We start from the raw sequence: 13319 nt of genomic DNA, 5'->3' as shown, positions 1-13319 counted from the left end.
AGTTTTTAGGAGAACAATGTCTACTCTCGAAATTAAGGAACTCTACGTTTCTGTCATCCTTGACGATGAAAACTCTAAGCAGATTCTCAAAGGCGTTAACCTCACCATTAACTCCGGTGAAATCCACGCTATTATGGGCCCTAACGGTTCTGGCAAATCTACTTTGGCAGCAACTATCGCCGGTCACCCCAAATACCGTGTAGATTCCGGTGAGATTCTCCTCGACGGTGAAGACGTCACTGAAATGTCTGTTGATGAGCGTGCTCGTGCAGGTCTTTTCCTTGCTATGCAGTACCCTGTCGAAATCCCTGGTGTGACAATGTCTAACTTCTTGCGTTCGGCAAAGACTGCTATTGACGGTCAAGCACCAGCTCTACGCACTTGGACAAAAGATGTCAAAGACGCTATGGGCAAGCTCAAAATTGATGCAGACTTTATCTCTCGTAACGTCAATGAAGGCTTCTCTGGTGGCGAGAAAAAACGTCACGAGATTCTTCAGCTTGAACTGCTCAAACCAAAGTTTGCTGTTCTTGACGAAACTGACTCAGGTCTTGACGTTGACGCATTGAAGATTGTTTCTGAAGGCGTTAACCGTGCTCACCAAGATAACGATATGGGTGTTATGCTCATTACTCACTACACTCGTATCCTTCGTTACATCAAGCCTGAATTTGTTCACGTTTTTGTTGACGGACACATGGTAGATCAAGGCGGTCCTGAACTTGCAGACCGTCTAGAAGAAGAAGGCTACGTTTCCTACCTCGGTAAGTAACGAACGAAAGGGACCTACCCCATGGATGAGACAACCGCAGCTGGTCGTCCCTCACAAGAGGAGCTTGAAGAAGTCCTCAAAAATGTGATTGACCCAGAACTTGGCGTGAACATCGTTGACCTTGGCTTACTCTACGGTATGCGTTGGAATGACGAGGGCGTCCTTGTTCTTGACATGACACTCACAACAGCAGCATGCCCGCTACAAGACGTTATTGAAGAGCAGGTTAAACAAAACCTTGAACTCATCCTTGACGCTTGGCATGTGAACTGGGTGTGGATGCCACCGTGGGGTCCTGAACGTATTACTGAAGACGGACGCGATATGATGCGTGCTTTAGGGTTTAATATCTAATGACTTCATGCATAGATTAGAAACCTATATGTGATTGCCTTGGTGCAAGAATGAAAAGTTATTCTTGCACCAAGGCAATCTGCTCTTAATAGCGTGTTCTATAGCTCTATTATCAAAGAACGTGTAGAAGACGAGGTGTTCTTGATAAGTCGTACTAGACTAAATAAATACGTTTACTTTAGGTGAAAGGTTTTTCCTTGATTACTGTTTCTGACCTCGAACTAAGAGCCGGAGCTCGCCTGCTCATGGAAGAGGTAAACTTCCGTATTGATAAAGGCGATAAAATTGGTCTAGTGGGACGTAACGGGGCCGGAAAAACCACCATGACTAAAGTCCTTGCAGGGATAACACTACCTGCCGGTGGCGATATAATACGTCAAGGAAAAATTGGTTACCTTCCTCAAGACCCAGCCATCGATGATATGTCTCAACTGGCAAAAGACCGTATTTTCTCTGCTCGTGGATTAGACGGAATATCACGTAAAATGCGCCAAGCGCAAGAAGAAATGGCCAGCGAAGACCCCGATATTTGTGCTCGTGGAATGCGCCGGTATGACCGTCTTGAAGCAGAATTCATCGCCGGTGGGGGATACGCCGCAGAATCAGAAGCTGCCTCAATTACTAACAATCTTGATTTACCTGAGCGTATTCTCAACCAGCCGTTGTCCACACTTTCTGGTGGGCAACGTCGACGTGTTGAGCTAGCACGCATCCTATTTTCTGACGCAGATACGATGCTCCTTGACGAGCCAACCAACCACCTTGATGCTGATTCTGTGATGTGGCTTCGAGAATTTCTTAAAAACTTCCAAGGCGGATTATTGGTCATCAGCCACGATGTAGAGTTAATGGAACTGGTCGTCAACAAAGTGCTATACCTTGACGCAAACCGTTGCCTTGTTGATGTCTACAACATGAGCTGGAAGAACTATCTGAACCAACGTGAACAGGACGAAGCTCGTCGCAAACGTGAACGTGCCAACGCACAGAAAAAAGCTTCAACCTTGATGGAACAAGCACAAAAAATGCGCGCCAAGGCAACGAAAGCGGTTGCTGCTCAGCAAATGATGAAACGTGCCGAACGTCTAATGCGCAGCGTAGAAGAAGAACGGATCGTTGATAGAGTGGCAGCTATCCGATTCCCTTCACCAGCACGATGCGGTAAAACCCCCATTACGGCAGAAAGCCTCTCAAAATCCTACGGTTCTTTGGAAATCTTCACCGACGTAGATTTAGCAATTGACCGTGGCTCTCGTGTCGTGATTCTCGGATTCAACGGTGCCGGAAAAACTACGTTACTTCGTATGCTTGCGGGGGTTACCACTGCCGATACTGGTGAAGTGAACTACGGTCACGGCGCAAAAATTGGGTATTTTGCTCAGGAACATGAAGTCCTTGACCCAGAACGGTCCGTAGTGGAGAATATGCGTTCGGCTGCACCAGATCTTGACGACACCGAAGTCCGTACCATTCTTGGATCTTTCTTATTCTCTGGAGACGACGTCGATAAACCAGCGGGAGTACTCTCCGGTGGCGAAAAAACACGACTATCTCTTGCAACGTTAGTTGCTTCATCAGCAAATGTTTTACTACTCGATGAACCAACCAACAACCTTGACCCCGCATCACGTTCAGAGATTCTTAAAGCTCTAAAAACATATGAGGGAGCAATTGTCATGGTTTCACACGACGAAGGTGCTGTTCGAGCCCTCAACCCAGAGCGTGTATTACTATTACCAGACGGTGTCGAAGACCACTGGAACAAGTCATACGAAGATCTCATTGCTCTGGCATAAGAGACAATTACCACTCGAAAAAACCACTTAACGATATAAACACCCACACGATATATAGCATCAGTGCCACGGCGAGAAATTGCTCTCGTCGTGACCCTGACGCCCCAAGAATAGGTAACGCCATATTGCCAGATTTTTTCCAGAAAATGGATGAAATAGGAGCTTTGATAGTTAACGGCCATAATAGGTTAACTCCACGTCGAGTCAGCGCGTCTCCCAGAATATGAACGCTTGAACCCACACCAATCACTAGAGGGAAAAACTCTATAGGTTGTGAAGAATAATAGGTAAAAGAAGCAACAGCGACAGCACCTAACCAGCCGCCTGGTGCACCAAAAGTTCGTAATGCTAAACCGCCAGCATACGCAACCAGAATAATAGATAACCAAGGAATTCCCCACCATAAATAGTGAGGGGAGCTCAAAGCCAGTGCCCAAAATATTCCTACTCCGATGAACGAATGAGTGCCTTGACGATGGCCTCCACTCAACCGCTGTACTACGGCACATATCCAACCGGATAAAGGAGGTATTGAACGGGCAATAGTTCCATTTCGATGGTCAATATCGGGGAGCATGCCTGCTCCTGCACACGCCAACGTTGTCACAAATATCGTAGGATGATCTGTAATCGGTACGACGCCATGATGAACTAACGCTAACCATGTTGCTGCAGCACTTAGAGAATGCGTATACCCCATCATCTTTATCTCACTCTCATCAAAGGCAAAGATAAAAGATAACATATTCTCTAATCAGAGCGCTATTTGGGGGAGCTATTGGTTGTCATACGCTTCTAATAAAGCATCCTCTTCTTCCTCATCACTGGGGCGAGCCCGTTTTTTCTGAATCCGAGGGCGAACAATAGACTTCATATGAGCCGGCATATCATCTGCCATCTCCATCTTACGAAGAACAACTTCTTCATCTTCTTCGCCAATATAATTTCCCTGATCATCATAAAACTGGCGATAATACTGCTCTAACTCTGCAGCCACCTGACGGTCAATCTCATCATTACGCACTTTCTGACGAGCTAACCAAATAAAGGCAATATAACTCATCGCCGCAAAAACGTACCACTGCACAGAATACGAAAGGTTAGGCCCCACATCTAGTTCGGGCTCTTTAAGCTTCTCAGGAGCAATAGCTGGGGCGGGGGACTCTGTTGCCAGAATCCCATAAGCTCCTTGAGCAATATCTAACCCCGTATGCTTTGCAGCCTCCTGCAAATTGATAGAAGGAATCTGACCAGCCGGAGAATCTTTACCCGTCGATAACTCGCCACGATGAACCCTGACCACAAGAGAAACCTCCCCCTGAGGAGCCACCGGAATATCGATATTTTCGGCTGCGGCGTCAAAAAGATCTGCTGGAATCCACCCGCGATCAACCAACACGACCGTTGAACTATCAGATACTCTAAAAGGCACTAACACCTCAAAACCGTTTAACCCCTCAAAAGGACGGTTACGCACAAGAAGCGTCTGCTCTGAAAGATACTCTCCACGAAGACTCACCGGATGCCACTGCTCAGATACCTGAAAATCATCAAAGATATGAGGTACCTCAGCCAAAGAGTGTGCAGGAGCATGATAATTATTTGTAATCAGAGAATTCTTATAATCTAAAGCTTCCTTACGGCCCATCTGCCATTGAGCAAGATAAAGGCACAACACCGAAAATAAGACACAAAAAATGAAACCAGCAATCCACTTACCAGAGAACAAAAACCTGTACACCATCACCACATGCTTTCAAAACCTATAACAGGGGGATTACGCTCGCTTCATCCTACGTGAGAGAACCTCATACTAGTCTACCGTGAAGCAAAACCCTCAACGAACGCTACAGCTCATCCTCTACCGAAAAAGGTAAAGTCTCCTTTAGAAAAGATCGAGAGCCAAGAAAATCCTCTAAAAATTGACGATGTGCAGAACACGCTAACCATACTTTGCGACGCTCAGGAGCATGAACTTTAGGGTTATTCCAGAGAAGTTTCCACTGCGCCAACTCCTGACAACCACGACGTGAACAACAAGGCATAGGAGCCTCGAACGGACTATCAGGAAGCTGACCCGACTCCGATAAAGCACCAAGAATATCCACTACGCGTCACGTCCTAAAGAATCTGACGAGGAAATAACCTCACCATCAATCACCCACACATCATCTGAACCATTCTCAAAAGTATCGTGTTCAGACGAATGCGTCACTGTATCTGCACCAAGAGCTAACCGCTGTTGTTCAGAAGGATCATACGGCGAAAAATCACTACCAGCACCACGATGATGACCGTTAGCAACAACTACAGCAAACCACGGCAAGAGAGCAGCACCCATAAAGAACACCACTGACACCCACCCATGCGTAAGTACCGCACCAATAATACAGACCACACGCAACGCCATCTTTATTGAATATAAACGCCAGCGTTGATCAACACTTTCCGAATGAGGACTAGGCGCTTGAGTAATGGAATATACTTCAGGCTCAGAAGAACCCACATACCCTAACTGCTCAACATCTTCTGCTGTCCAATATTTTTTTGACATCTCGCCTCCCTTCCTCAATTTCACAGAGCACTACGCACACACCAGTCTAGAACTTTATCCAGAGAACACAACAACTTTTATGACACTTAAACCAGCAAGTGCAACTAAGAATAGAATTCTCCACAAAAACCCACAATATCCTCGAAAAAGCTTTTACCAGCAAAAACAACTCCAGTAACCACAGCCCAAAAAGCGTAGTATTACCCACAAGACACTACGACCAACCACCAGAAAAGAACAACATGACAGAACAAACACCTAAAACCATCCTCGTCACAGGCGGAAACCGCGGTATAGGATACGCCATCGCACAAGCCTTCAAAAACCAAGGACACAACGTCTGCATCACCTACCGCAGCGGAGAAGCCCCGCAAGAATTCTTCAGCGTCAAAGCCGATGTACGAGACACCGAATCCATCAACGCCGCCTACGAACTCATCGAAAAAACCTACGGGCCAGTAGAAATGCTCATCGCGAACGCAGGTATCACCCGTGACACTCTCCTTATGCGCATGACCGAAGAAGATTTTACCGACGTCATCGACACCAATCTCACCGGAGCTTTCCGCGTCGTACAACGAGCCACCAAAGGAATGCTCAAACTGAAACGAGGACGTATTATCTTCATTTCCTCCGTCGTAGGACTCTACGGAAGTGCCGGACAAACAAACTACGCAGCCTCAAAATCTGCCCTTATCGGAATGGCACGCTCCATCACCCGAGAACTCGGCGCTCGCAACATCACCGCTAACGTTATCGCCCCAGGTTTTGTTAACACTGAGATGACTGCTGCTCTACCCGAAAAAGTTCAGCAACAATATCGAGACGCTATCCCCGCCAAAAAATTTGCTGAACCAGAAGATATCGCACACGTGGCAACATGGCTTGCCAGCGAACAAGCCCATTACATCAGCGGTGCAGTAATCCCCGTAGACGGCGGATTAGGCATGGGACACTAACAACGCTTTATCGAAAGGTACTAAGACGATGACAGAACTACAGCAAAAACACATTATTATTACGGGCTCTTCACGAGGAGTCGGCGCAGACACCGCAGAAATACTTGCCGGTCAAGGAGCACGGGTTGTTGTTAACTATCGCTCTAAAGCTCCAAGAGCGCAAAAAGTTGTACACGCAATTCATGAAGCAGGTGGCGAAGCCATCGCTATTGGTGCAGACATCACAATAGAAGCAGAAGCACAGAAACTCATCCATGATGCAGTTACAGAATACGGGCCCATTGACTACCTCATTCTTAACGCCTCAGGCGGTATGGAAAGTGGAATGCCAGAGGACTACGCTATGGTTCTCAACCGTGACTCACAACTACGTCTAGCCCGCTTAGCAGCTGAACATATGAACCCTGGCGCACGTATCGTCTTTGTGACCAGCCACCAAGCGCATTTTATTCGTGAAGTTTCTACCATGGCAGAATACCAGCCTGTGGCAGAATCAAAACGCGCAGGAGAGGACGCACTTCTCGCAGAGGTTCCAACACTCAACGAGCAAGGGATCTCTTTGGTTGTTGTTTCAGCCGATATGATTGAGGGAACTGTGACTGCAACCTTATTGAACCGGTTGCATCCAGGAGCGCTAGAGCAGCGTCGTGAAGAAGCCGGAAAACTATACACTGTTCATGAGTTTGCTCAGGAAATTGCGCGGATGGTGACAGAAGATGTCCCCAGCGGGCATATTGAATTAGTCGGCGGCGCACAAGGCTTTATCCAAGACTAAAAATTCCTAATATTGTGAGTCTCTTTCGGTAAGAACAACTCTTACCGAAAGAGACTTTTTAAAGACCCATAAAATGTAGTACGGCATCTAAACGCAAGAAATTGAGCTGAACATCAGATGCTAACTGAAGTGAAGGCTTAGCGCAGAAAGCTACACCTAAAGCAGCCTCTTCCAACATGAAAATATCGTTGGCTCCGTCTCCGATTGCAACAACATGAGATAGCGGAACGTTTTCTTCTGCAGCCCACTTTTGAAGATACAAACGTTTAGCCTCTGGTGTAACAACTTCACCTATGACTTTTCCGGTGAGTACCTGCTGAACAATATCTAACGTATTAGCGTGTGCGTAGTCGAGACCAATACGATGAGCCAAAGGGTGAAGAATATGGGTGAAACCACCAGAGACGGCCGCAATCTTATGACCTTTTGAGTGGAGAGCCTCGATAAGACGTAAAACTCCGGGCGAGAGCGTTAATTGATGTATGACATGTTCAATAGCTTGCTTGGGAACGCCTTCGAGCGCTTTCACTCTCTCCCTGAGCGACTCCTCAAACACAAGGTGCCCGTTCATTGCGCGCTCAGTGATTTCCTGAACGTGCTCTGCTTTGCCAGCGTGTCGTGCCAGCTCATCAATAACTTCTTCTCGAATAAGCGTTGAATCGACATCTAAAACTATGAGCTTTTTTGCGGAGGTATAGAGTTCTTCTTGGACGGCATGAATGCTTAACCTTGCAGTATTCGTCACCTGTTGGTTGAGTTCTTTTCGGAGTTCTTGTATCGAGCCGTCATATTGTGCACGGACCTGTACCATCTGGTAACCGGGGCCAGAGGCTTCTTGCAAATGGTGAATGGGGGAGAATACCTCTGATACTTGGTGGGAATCTACCGATAAAGAGGGTATAGCTGAAACGGTCTGAGAGAGATGGGTATGTTGTTGCGAGAAGAACTCTGGTTCGGTGCATAAGGAAGTTATACGTACGGCAATGCTCATAAGAGTTAGTGTACTCAGCCTGATGAGATAGAGAGCGTAACTATGGCCATATAACAGAAGTATTGTTCGTTGAATGTCCAAAGAGAGTGTTGAGAACCGTTAGAGTTAAAGATATGAGCGCAGTTCTTGATTTTGTACAGGTAGATGTTGTCCGTCAGCAAAAGAATCTTTTGCACCATGTTAATTGGACGGTTAACGAGGGAGAGAAATGGATTGTCCTTGGTCCGAACGGGGCAGGAAAATCTACTCTTCTTGCTATTGCTGGTGCACGTTTGCACCCAACGAGCGGGATGGTCGATATTCTTGATGAGATTCTTGGTGCCGTAGATGTCTTTGACTTGCGTCCGCGTATTGGTATTTCTTCCTCCTTCCTTGCTGCGACTATTCCAGATGAGGAGAAAGTACTCGACGTCGTATTAACGGCAGCATATGCAGTCTCTGGTCGTTGGAACGAGGAATACGATGCGTTAGATGACACACGTGCAGAAGAATTGCTACGTGACTGGGGTATCGCAGATTTGGCGCAGCGTCGTTTTGGAACCTTGTCTGAAGGCGAAAAGAAGCGTACGTTGATTGCTCGAGCATTGATGACAGACCCAGAACTTCTTCTCTTAGATGAGCCTGGTGCTGGTATGGATATTGCTGGACGTGAAGATTTAGTGCAACGCCTACATCATCTAACACAAGACCCATATGCTCCAGCGACTGTTTTGGTCACTCATCATCTTGAGGAGATTCCCGCTGGTTTTACCCATGCTCTCTTGCTTCGTGAAGGTGAAGTTATCGCCTCTGGCGATATTGCTACAACCATTACGGCTGAGAACTTGAAAAAAACGTATGGTATGGATTTTGAATTGACCATTAACGCTCAAGGGCGTTATTCTGCTTTCGCAAAAAACTCTTAATGCACAGTTTAAGCTGTCATGCATAGTGTTCTAAATCAAAGAAAGAACCTTCTTCATCATGGGTAGAAAAAAGCAGCTTTCTGAGCAAGATATTTATGAGCGAAAACAGCGAGTATTCTCTTGCGCAAATGTTCTTCCGACCGCTGAGATGAGCGTTGAACACCGAGAATACTTTCACGCATTGACTGATGTTCATTTGCGGAAGCTGGCAGAACCTCAATGGGGTATCTATATTGCAGAATCATCAAAGGTTGTTCGCCGATCAGTTGCTGCAGGGCACCATATCGTAGCTATGGTCATGAGCGAAAAATGGGCGGATGATCTTCTCGACGTGATTATTTCTCACCCCGAGGCTGTTTGCTACGTCGGCAGCGAAGACGAACTAGAGGCAATTGTCGGCTTCCATCTACATCGTGGTGCTCTTGCCGCGGTACGCCGCCCTGAGCCGTTGAGCATTGATTCTTTAGTTTCTGGTGCTCATCGTGTGGCAATTTTAGAAGATATTGTGGACCATACGAATGTTGGTGCTATTTTTCGTTCGGCTGCAGCCTTATCAGTAGATGCGGTTCTAGTGACTCCTCGATGTGCTGATCCACTGTACCGTCGTTCTATTCGTGTTTCGATGGGAACGGTATTTCAAGTTCCGTGGGGTCGTCTTCAATCATGGCCTGAAGATCTTGATGTGCTTCATTCATTAGGTTTTCGTAGTGCAGCGTTTGCCTTGTCTCAAGATTCTTTATCTCTTTCGGAATTGTCTGCACGTGATGATAAAAAGCTTGCACTGATTTTTGGTTCTGAAGGTCATGGGCTGGCGTCTAGAACTTTGGCTGCGGCCCAAGATACCGTGATGATTCCAATGGCAGGTCAGGTTGATTCTCTCAATGTTGCAGCCGCTAGTGCCGTAGCATTTTGGGAGACACGCTATCAAAAGTGACGTATTTCTTGGCGTTGGTACGCCATCTGTGTCTCAGAAGTGCTATTGTTGTTAGCTGGTTGTAAAACTACTGAAACATTCGTTTCAGTGACTGATCATAGTTTCTGGCAAAATCCAGAAGCACTAAAGAAAGTATAATTATGAAGGCTGAAATTCACCCAGACTACAATCCCGTTATTTTCCGCGACCTTGCATCTGGCAAGAGCTTCCTTACCAAGTCAACCATGACTTCTGCGAAAACTGAGAAATGGGAAGACGGCAACGAATATCCTGTTGTTGAGGTTGAAATTTCCTCTGAATCCCACCCGTTCTACACTGGTAAACAGCGTATTATGGACTCCGCTGGTCGTGTTGAGCGCTTCAACGCACGCTTCAAGAACTTCGGTAAATCCGCATAAGTTTAGATTGAGAAATCAGAATCACACCTCACACAGGTTTTTGTCACCTGTTGTGGGGTGTTTTTCTATATTCGGTAGCTACAATGAGAGTGAACGACTCTGTTTTCTATCGTCGTATCACACCGAAGAACACTCACACCTAGGAGAACACTCATATGGCAGAACCCTCACCGGAGACAGCCCCACAGAAAAAAAGCAAAAAAGGAAAAATCACATTGGGTGTTTTACTCACCCTCTTGCTGATTCTCGGTATTGCCGGCTGCTCCTATGTCGCTTCCATCAGCTCCGCATGGAATAACGGCACTCAGAAGTTTAGCGAAGAACAGGTATTCCCCGGCGACGACGGTGCTGTCAATGAAGAAACTCTCAAAGAGTTCAAGAAAAATTACGAAGCTGCGCAGACTAAGGTAACTGAGTCTGAAGAAGGCAAACACGAGGAATCTTCTGATCAAGAGAAGACAGAAGGTACGAAGGACAAAGACGAGGAACAATCTAAAGATTCTCACAAATCGGAAGATGCTCAAAAGAAGCACGATTCAGATACCTCAAATACTCGTGCATCACGCGATAAAGGGAAAATCGTTAATTCACAAGGTATTAATAACGTCACAGAACATGATTCTGATGGCGATGGTATCCCAAACTCCGTTGAGGGTGGTGCTGTCACTCCTCGTCCCGCAGCAACGGGAGCAAAAAATATTTTGCTCCTAGGTAGCGACTCTCGTGCCGGAACAGCAGAATCAATCCATGTGAGTGGACAGCGAGCTGACACCATTATGATTCTTCACGTTCCCGGTGGTGGAGCTGACCCTTACCTGATCTCCATTATGCGTGATACATGGGTTAACATTCCCGGGTACGGTGCAGCAAAAATTAACGCTGCCCTGAACTACGGCGGTGTCGGACTACAAATTGCAACACTCGAACAGCTCCTTGGCGTGCGTATCGACCACGTTGCTGAGATTGACTTTTCTGGTTTCAAAAGCCTGACTGACGCGCTCGGAGGTGTAACTGTACAGGTTCCTTTCAGCTTTACTGCTGATTCTTATAGCTTCACTGCAGGACCTAACCATATGAATGGTAACCAAGCTCTTGCTTTCGTCCGTCAACGTTACGCCTTTAGCGACGGTGACTACCAACGTGTACGTAACCAACGTGCATTTATGCGCGGTTTGCTCCAAACAATTACTTCTAAGGGAGCTTTCACCAGCGCAACAGAGCTTCGCTCCGTGATTGATTCTATTGCTCCTTATGTAACGGTAGATAGCGGGTTGAGCGCATCTGCGCTCTTCTCCATGGGAGCACCCTATATCTCCTCTGGCGGTACTCGGATGCATATGCTCACCCTTCCTAACGCGGGAACGGGCTGGTCTGTTGACGGGCAATCTATCGTAGTGCTTGATAGCAACGCTACAGCTGCACTCTCACAAGCACTACGTTCTCACACGATGGGCTCATATACAGCGGTATACGGTGAAGACTAAAACTGCATAAGAACTCGATGAAAAAATGAGTCAGTAAGGCGAATACGAGACCTCTCGTATTCGCCTTACCTATTACTCGACAAAAATAGAGGGGGTCTTCTTTCACACGCACAGTGGAAGAAGACCCCCCTCAAAAGTCTATTGAGGAGCAATAATTACTTTTCGTGTTCTTCTACATCATCTTCATCGTAATGTTCATAGCTTTCATCATCTTCGGGTGTTCTTCCCATAAAAAGACCAAGAAGTGCCAAAGAGAAACCTAAGACAATGCTAATCAGTCCAAGCATCGGATAAGAGAAGACAAGAACTACCCCAAAGAGTAACACTGCTGCACCAACGATTCCCATCAAAATGGATACTCGTCGGTTGGGGTTTAGCTCAGCCAACGTATCGTGTTCTTCTACCGATTCTTCATCTGAATGATGGCGAGAAGAACTGAACGGGCTCACAAAGCCAGAACGTTTTTTCCGTTGAGGAGTCTGAGCGTCAATTTCACCCTGAGTCGGCACATAAACCGTTGTGACTTCGTAGTCATCAGCTGGGTCTAAGAGCTCTGGAACGTTGTTGGGCAACTCTTCGTACCATTCTGATGGTAAATCTTCTGCACGAACAGCCTGTACGGTTAGTGATAGTTCAAAAGAATTTCCACGAATCGTTCCCCACGCACTGGTGAGCTTATTTTTTTCAAATGCATAGCGAATGACCGGTGCTAATTGTTCAGACATCTGAGTGCTCAGACGCCCTACTTTTTTACGGTCATGGAATACTTCTACGGAGTCAATAAAGTTACCGTCACCTTGGCGTAGACGGTTTGCTTCAAGCGTGAGAATGACACGTCCTTCACCGCTCGGTGGAAGAATTGAATGAAGATATTCTGCATGGTTTTTCTCGTCAAGAACCTTCATTGAAGGGCCTTGAGGTAGAAGAGTAGCTTGCGTGGGCGCATTATTGAGCGGGAACAAAGATCCTGGTGCACTCAGCGAAAGAATGCCTGAGCTTTCAATCATGTTGTGCCCAGATTTTCTCCGTGCAACCGCGGAAAGTTGTAGATGTGCTACTGCATCATACCCAGAGGCGATAACGCGAGTAATGGGATTCCAATAGGATTTAGAATCTTGAGGATGTAAACGGCCGATTTTGAGTTCATCAACGTAAACAGCGATACTTCCCGGTTCATAGGGGTTATCTGGCTCTGGTACTAGACGGGCTTGCCCGTTCCACACTCGTTCACGGTCCATCTGGAGCTCTTCAAAGACCTGAAGAATCTCGGCATCGTAGAAGTCATGAGTAATGACTTCAACTGTTCCACGATCACCCAGTGCATAATCGGTCAAAGTGTTGCTCCTTTATCCTACAGTTTTACTCACCTAATAGCTTCTCATGAATTGCCGGTTTAG

General features: G+C 46.6%; 15 protein-coding genes. 9 read left to right on the top strand and 6 right to left on the bottom strand.

The features are described from left to right. Window positions 1–16 precede the first annotated feature (16 nt). The 3 genes from sufC to ACN081_RS07140 all read left to right on the top strand — a co-directional run bounded on the left by sufC (window position 17) and on the right by ACN081_RS07140 (window position 2922). Window positions 17–772 (top strand): Fe-S cluster assembly ATPase SufC, encoded by a 756-nt coding sequence (sufC, locus tag ACN081_RS07150; RefSeq protein WP_419103470.1) that lies wholly within the window; start codon window positions 17–19, stop codon window positions 770–772. Window positions 773–793: 21 nt separating this feature from the next. Continuing rightward, window positions 794–1126 carry a metal-sulfur cluster assembly factor gene (locus tag ACN081_RS07145; protein ID WP_419103469.1) on the top strand — a complete coding sequence of 111 codons (333 nt, stop codon included), beginning with the start codon at window positions 794–796 and terminating at the stop codon, window positions 1124–1126. Window positions 1127–1323: 197 nt separating this feature from the next. After that, a complete protein-coding gene (locus ACN081_RS07140; RefSeq protein WP_419103468.1) occupies window positions 1324–2922 on the top strand; it encodes an ABC-F family ATP-binding cassette domain-containing protein in 1599 nt (532 codons plus the stop codon). A gap of 7 nt (window positions 2923–2929) precedes the next feature. Here ACN081_RS07140 and ACN081_RS07135 read toward each other — a convergent pair whose 3' ends face one another. The 4 genes from ACN081_RS07135 to ACN081_RS07120 form a co-directional block, all read right to left on the bottom strand. Further along, window positions 2930–3625, bottom strand: coding sequence for a metal-dependent hydrolase (locus tag ACN081_RS07135; protein WP_419107375.1), 696 nt, complete (start codon window positions 3623–3625; stop codon window positions 2930–2932). A 72-nt stretch (window positions 3626–3697) separates the two neighbouring features. Beyond that, complete coding sequence (locus ACN081_RS07130; protein WP_419107374.1) at window positions 3698–4666, bottom strand: SURF1 family protein; 969 nt, start codon at window positions 4664–4666, stop codon at window positions 3698–3700. Window positions 4667–4769: 103 nt separating this feature from the next. Then, entirely contained in the window at window positions 4770–5030 is a 261-nt protein-coding gene (locus ACN081_RS07125; RefSeq protein ID WP_419107373.1) for a hypothetical protein, read from the bottom strand. Next, window positions 5030–5476: a DUF3099 domain-containing protein gene (locus ACN081_RS07120; protein ID WP_419103464.1), complete on the bottom strand. Its 447-nt coding sequence runs from the start codon at window positions 5474–5476 to the stop codon at window positions 5030–5032. Before ACN081_RS07120 ends, ACN081_RS07125 begins: the two co-directional genes overlap by 1 nt. 242 nt (window positions 5477–5718) lie before the next feature. Here ACN081_RS07120 and ACN081_RS07115 point away from each other — a divergent pair, with 242 nt between their 5' ends. Continuing rightward, on the top strand, window positions 5719–6435 hold the full coding sequence (locus ACN081_RS07115; RefSeq protein ID WP_419107372.1) for a beta-ketoacyl-ACP reductase: 717 nt from the start codon (window positions 5719–5721) through the stop codon (window positions 6433–6435). Window positions 6436–6463: 28 nt separating this feature from the next. Next, window positions 6464–7210, top strand: a complete 747-nt coding sequence (locus ACN081_RS07110; protein ID WP_419107371.1) for an SDR family oxidoreductase — start codon at window positions 6464–6466, stop codon at window positions 7208–7210. Between the two features lie 58 nt (window positions 7211–7268). Here ACN081_RS07110 and serB read toward each other — a convergent pair whose 3' ends face one another. Next, entirely contained in the window at window positions 7269–8201 is a 933-nt protein-coding gene (serB, locus tag ACN081_RS07105) for a phosphoserine phosphatase SerB (protein ID WP_419103461.1), read from the bottom strand. A gap of 113 nt (window positions 8202–8314) precedes the next feature. On the opposite strand from serB, the gene ACN081_RS07100 reads away from it, so the two are divergent. The 4 genes from ACN081_RS07100 to ACN081_RS07085 all read left to right on the top strand — a co-directional run bounded on the left by ACN081_RS07100 (window position 8315) and on the right by ACN081_RS07085 (window position 11922). Further along, entirely contained in the window at window positions 8315–9106 is a 792-nt protein-coding gene (locus ACN081_RS07100) for an ABC transporter ATP-binding protein (RefSeq protein WP_419107370.1), read from the top strand. A 58-nt stretch (window positions 9107–9164) separates the two neighbouring features. Next, window positions 9165–10040 (top strand): TrmH family RNA methyltransferase, encoded by an 876-nt coding sequence (locus ACN081_RS07095; RefSeq protein WP_419107369.1) that lies wholly within the window; start codon window positions 9165–9167, stop codon window positions 10038–10040. 140 nt (window positions 10041–10180) lie between these two features. Next, the gene (locus tag ACN081_RS07090) at window positions 10181–10438 is read left to right on the top strand and encodes a type B 50S ribosomal protein L31 (protein ID WP_419101742.1); all 258 of its coding nucleotides are present in this window, start codon (window positions 10181–10183) and stop codon (window positions 10436–10438) included. A 155-nt stretch (window positions 10439–10593) separates the two neighbouring features. Further along, a complete protein-coding gene (locus ACN081_RS07085) occupies window positions 10594–11922 on the top strand; it encodes an LCP family protein (RefSeq protein WP_419107368.1) in 1329 nt (442 codons plus the stop codon). Window positions 11923–12077: 155 nt separating this feature from the next. Here ACN081_RS07085 and ACN081_RS07080 read toward each other — a convergent pair whose 3' ends face one another. Beyond that, on the bottom strand, window positions 12078–13256 hold the full coding sequence (locus tag ACN081_RS07080; RefSeq protein WP_419103457.1) for a hypothetical protein: 1179 nt from the start codon (window positions 13254–13256) through the stop codon (window positions 12078–12080). Window positions 13257–13319: the final 63 nt, after the last annotated feature.

It is taken from the genome of Rothia sp. P13129 (assembly GCF_048512865.1).
Classification (GTDB): domain Bacteria; phylum Actinomycetota; class Actinomycetes; order Actinomycetales; family Micrococcaceae; genus Rothia.
This window is presented reverse-complemented; position numbering and strand designations above follow the sequence as displayed.

Excerpts from the sequence above, each read along its gene's own strand:
- sufC (WP_419103470.1), top strand. The coding sequence starts at position 17 with ATGTCTACTCTCGAAATTAAGGAACTCTACGTTTCTGTCATCCTTGAC.
- ACN081_RS07145 (WP_419103469.1), top strand. The coding sequence starts at position 794 with ATGGATGAGACAACCGCAGCTGGTCGTCCCTCACAAGAGGAGCTTGAA.
- ACN081_RS07135 (WP_419107375.1), bottom strand. The coding sequence starts at position 3,625 with ATGATGGGGTATACGCATTCTCTAAGTGCTGCAGCAACATGGTTAGCG.
- ACN081_RS07130 (WP_419107374.1), bottom strand. The coding sequence starts at position 4,666 with ATGGTGTACAGGTTTTTGTTCTCTGGTAAGTGGATTGCTGGTTTCATT.
- ACN081_RS07120 (WP_419103464.1), bottom strand. The coding sequence starts at position 5,476 with ATGTCAAAAAAATATTGGACAGCAGAAGATGTTGAGCAGTTAGGGTAT.
- ACN081_RS07115 (WP_419107372.1), top strand. The coding sequence starts at position 5,719 with ATGACAGAACAAACACCTAAAACCATCCTCGTCACAGGCGGAAACCGC.
- ACN081_RS07110 (WP_419107371.1), top strand. The coding sequence starts at position 6,464 with ATGACAGAACTACAGCAAAAACACATTATTATTACGGGCTCTTCACGA.
- serB (WP_419103461.1), bottom strand. The coding sequence starts at position 8,201 with ATGAGCATTGCCGTACGTATAACTTCCTTATGCACCGAACCAGAGTTC.
- ACN081_RS07100 (WP_419107370.1), top strand. The coding sequence starts at position 8,315 with ATGAGCGCAGTTCTTGATTTTGTACAGGTAGATGTTGTCCGTCAGCAA.
- ACN081_RS07095 (WP_419107369.1), top strand. The coding sequence starts at position 9,165 with ATGGGTAGAAAAAAGCAGCTTTCTGAGCAAGATATTTATGAGCGAAAA.
- ACN081_RS07090 (WP_419101742.1), top strand. The coding sequence starts at position 10,181 with ATGAAGGCTGAAATTCACCCAGACTACAATCCCGTTATTTTCCGCGAC.
- ACN081_RS07085 (WP_419107368.1), top strand. The coding sequence starts at position 10,594 with ATGGCAGAACCCTCACCGGAGACAGCCCCACAGAAAAAAAGCAAAAAA.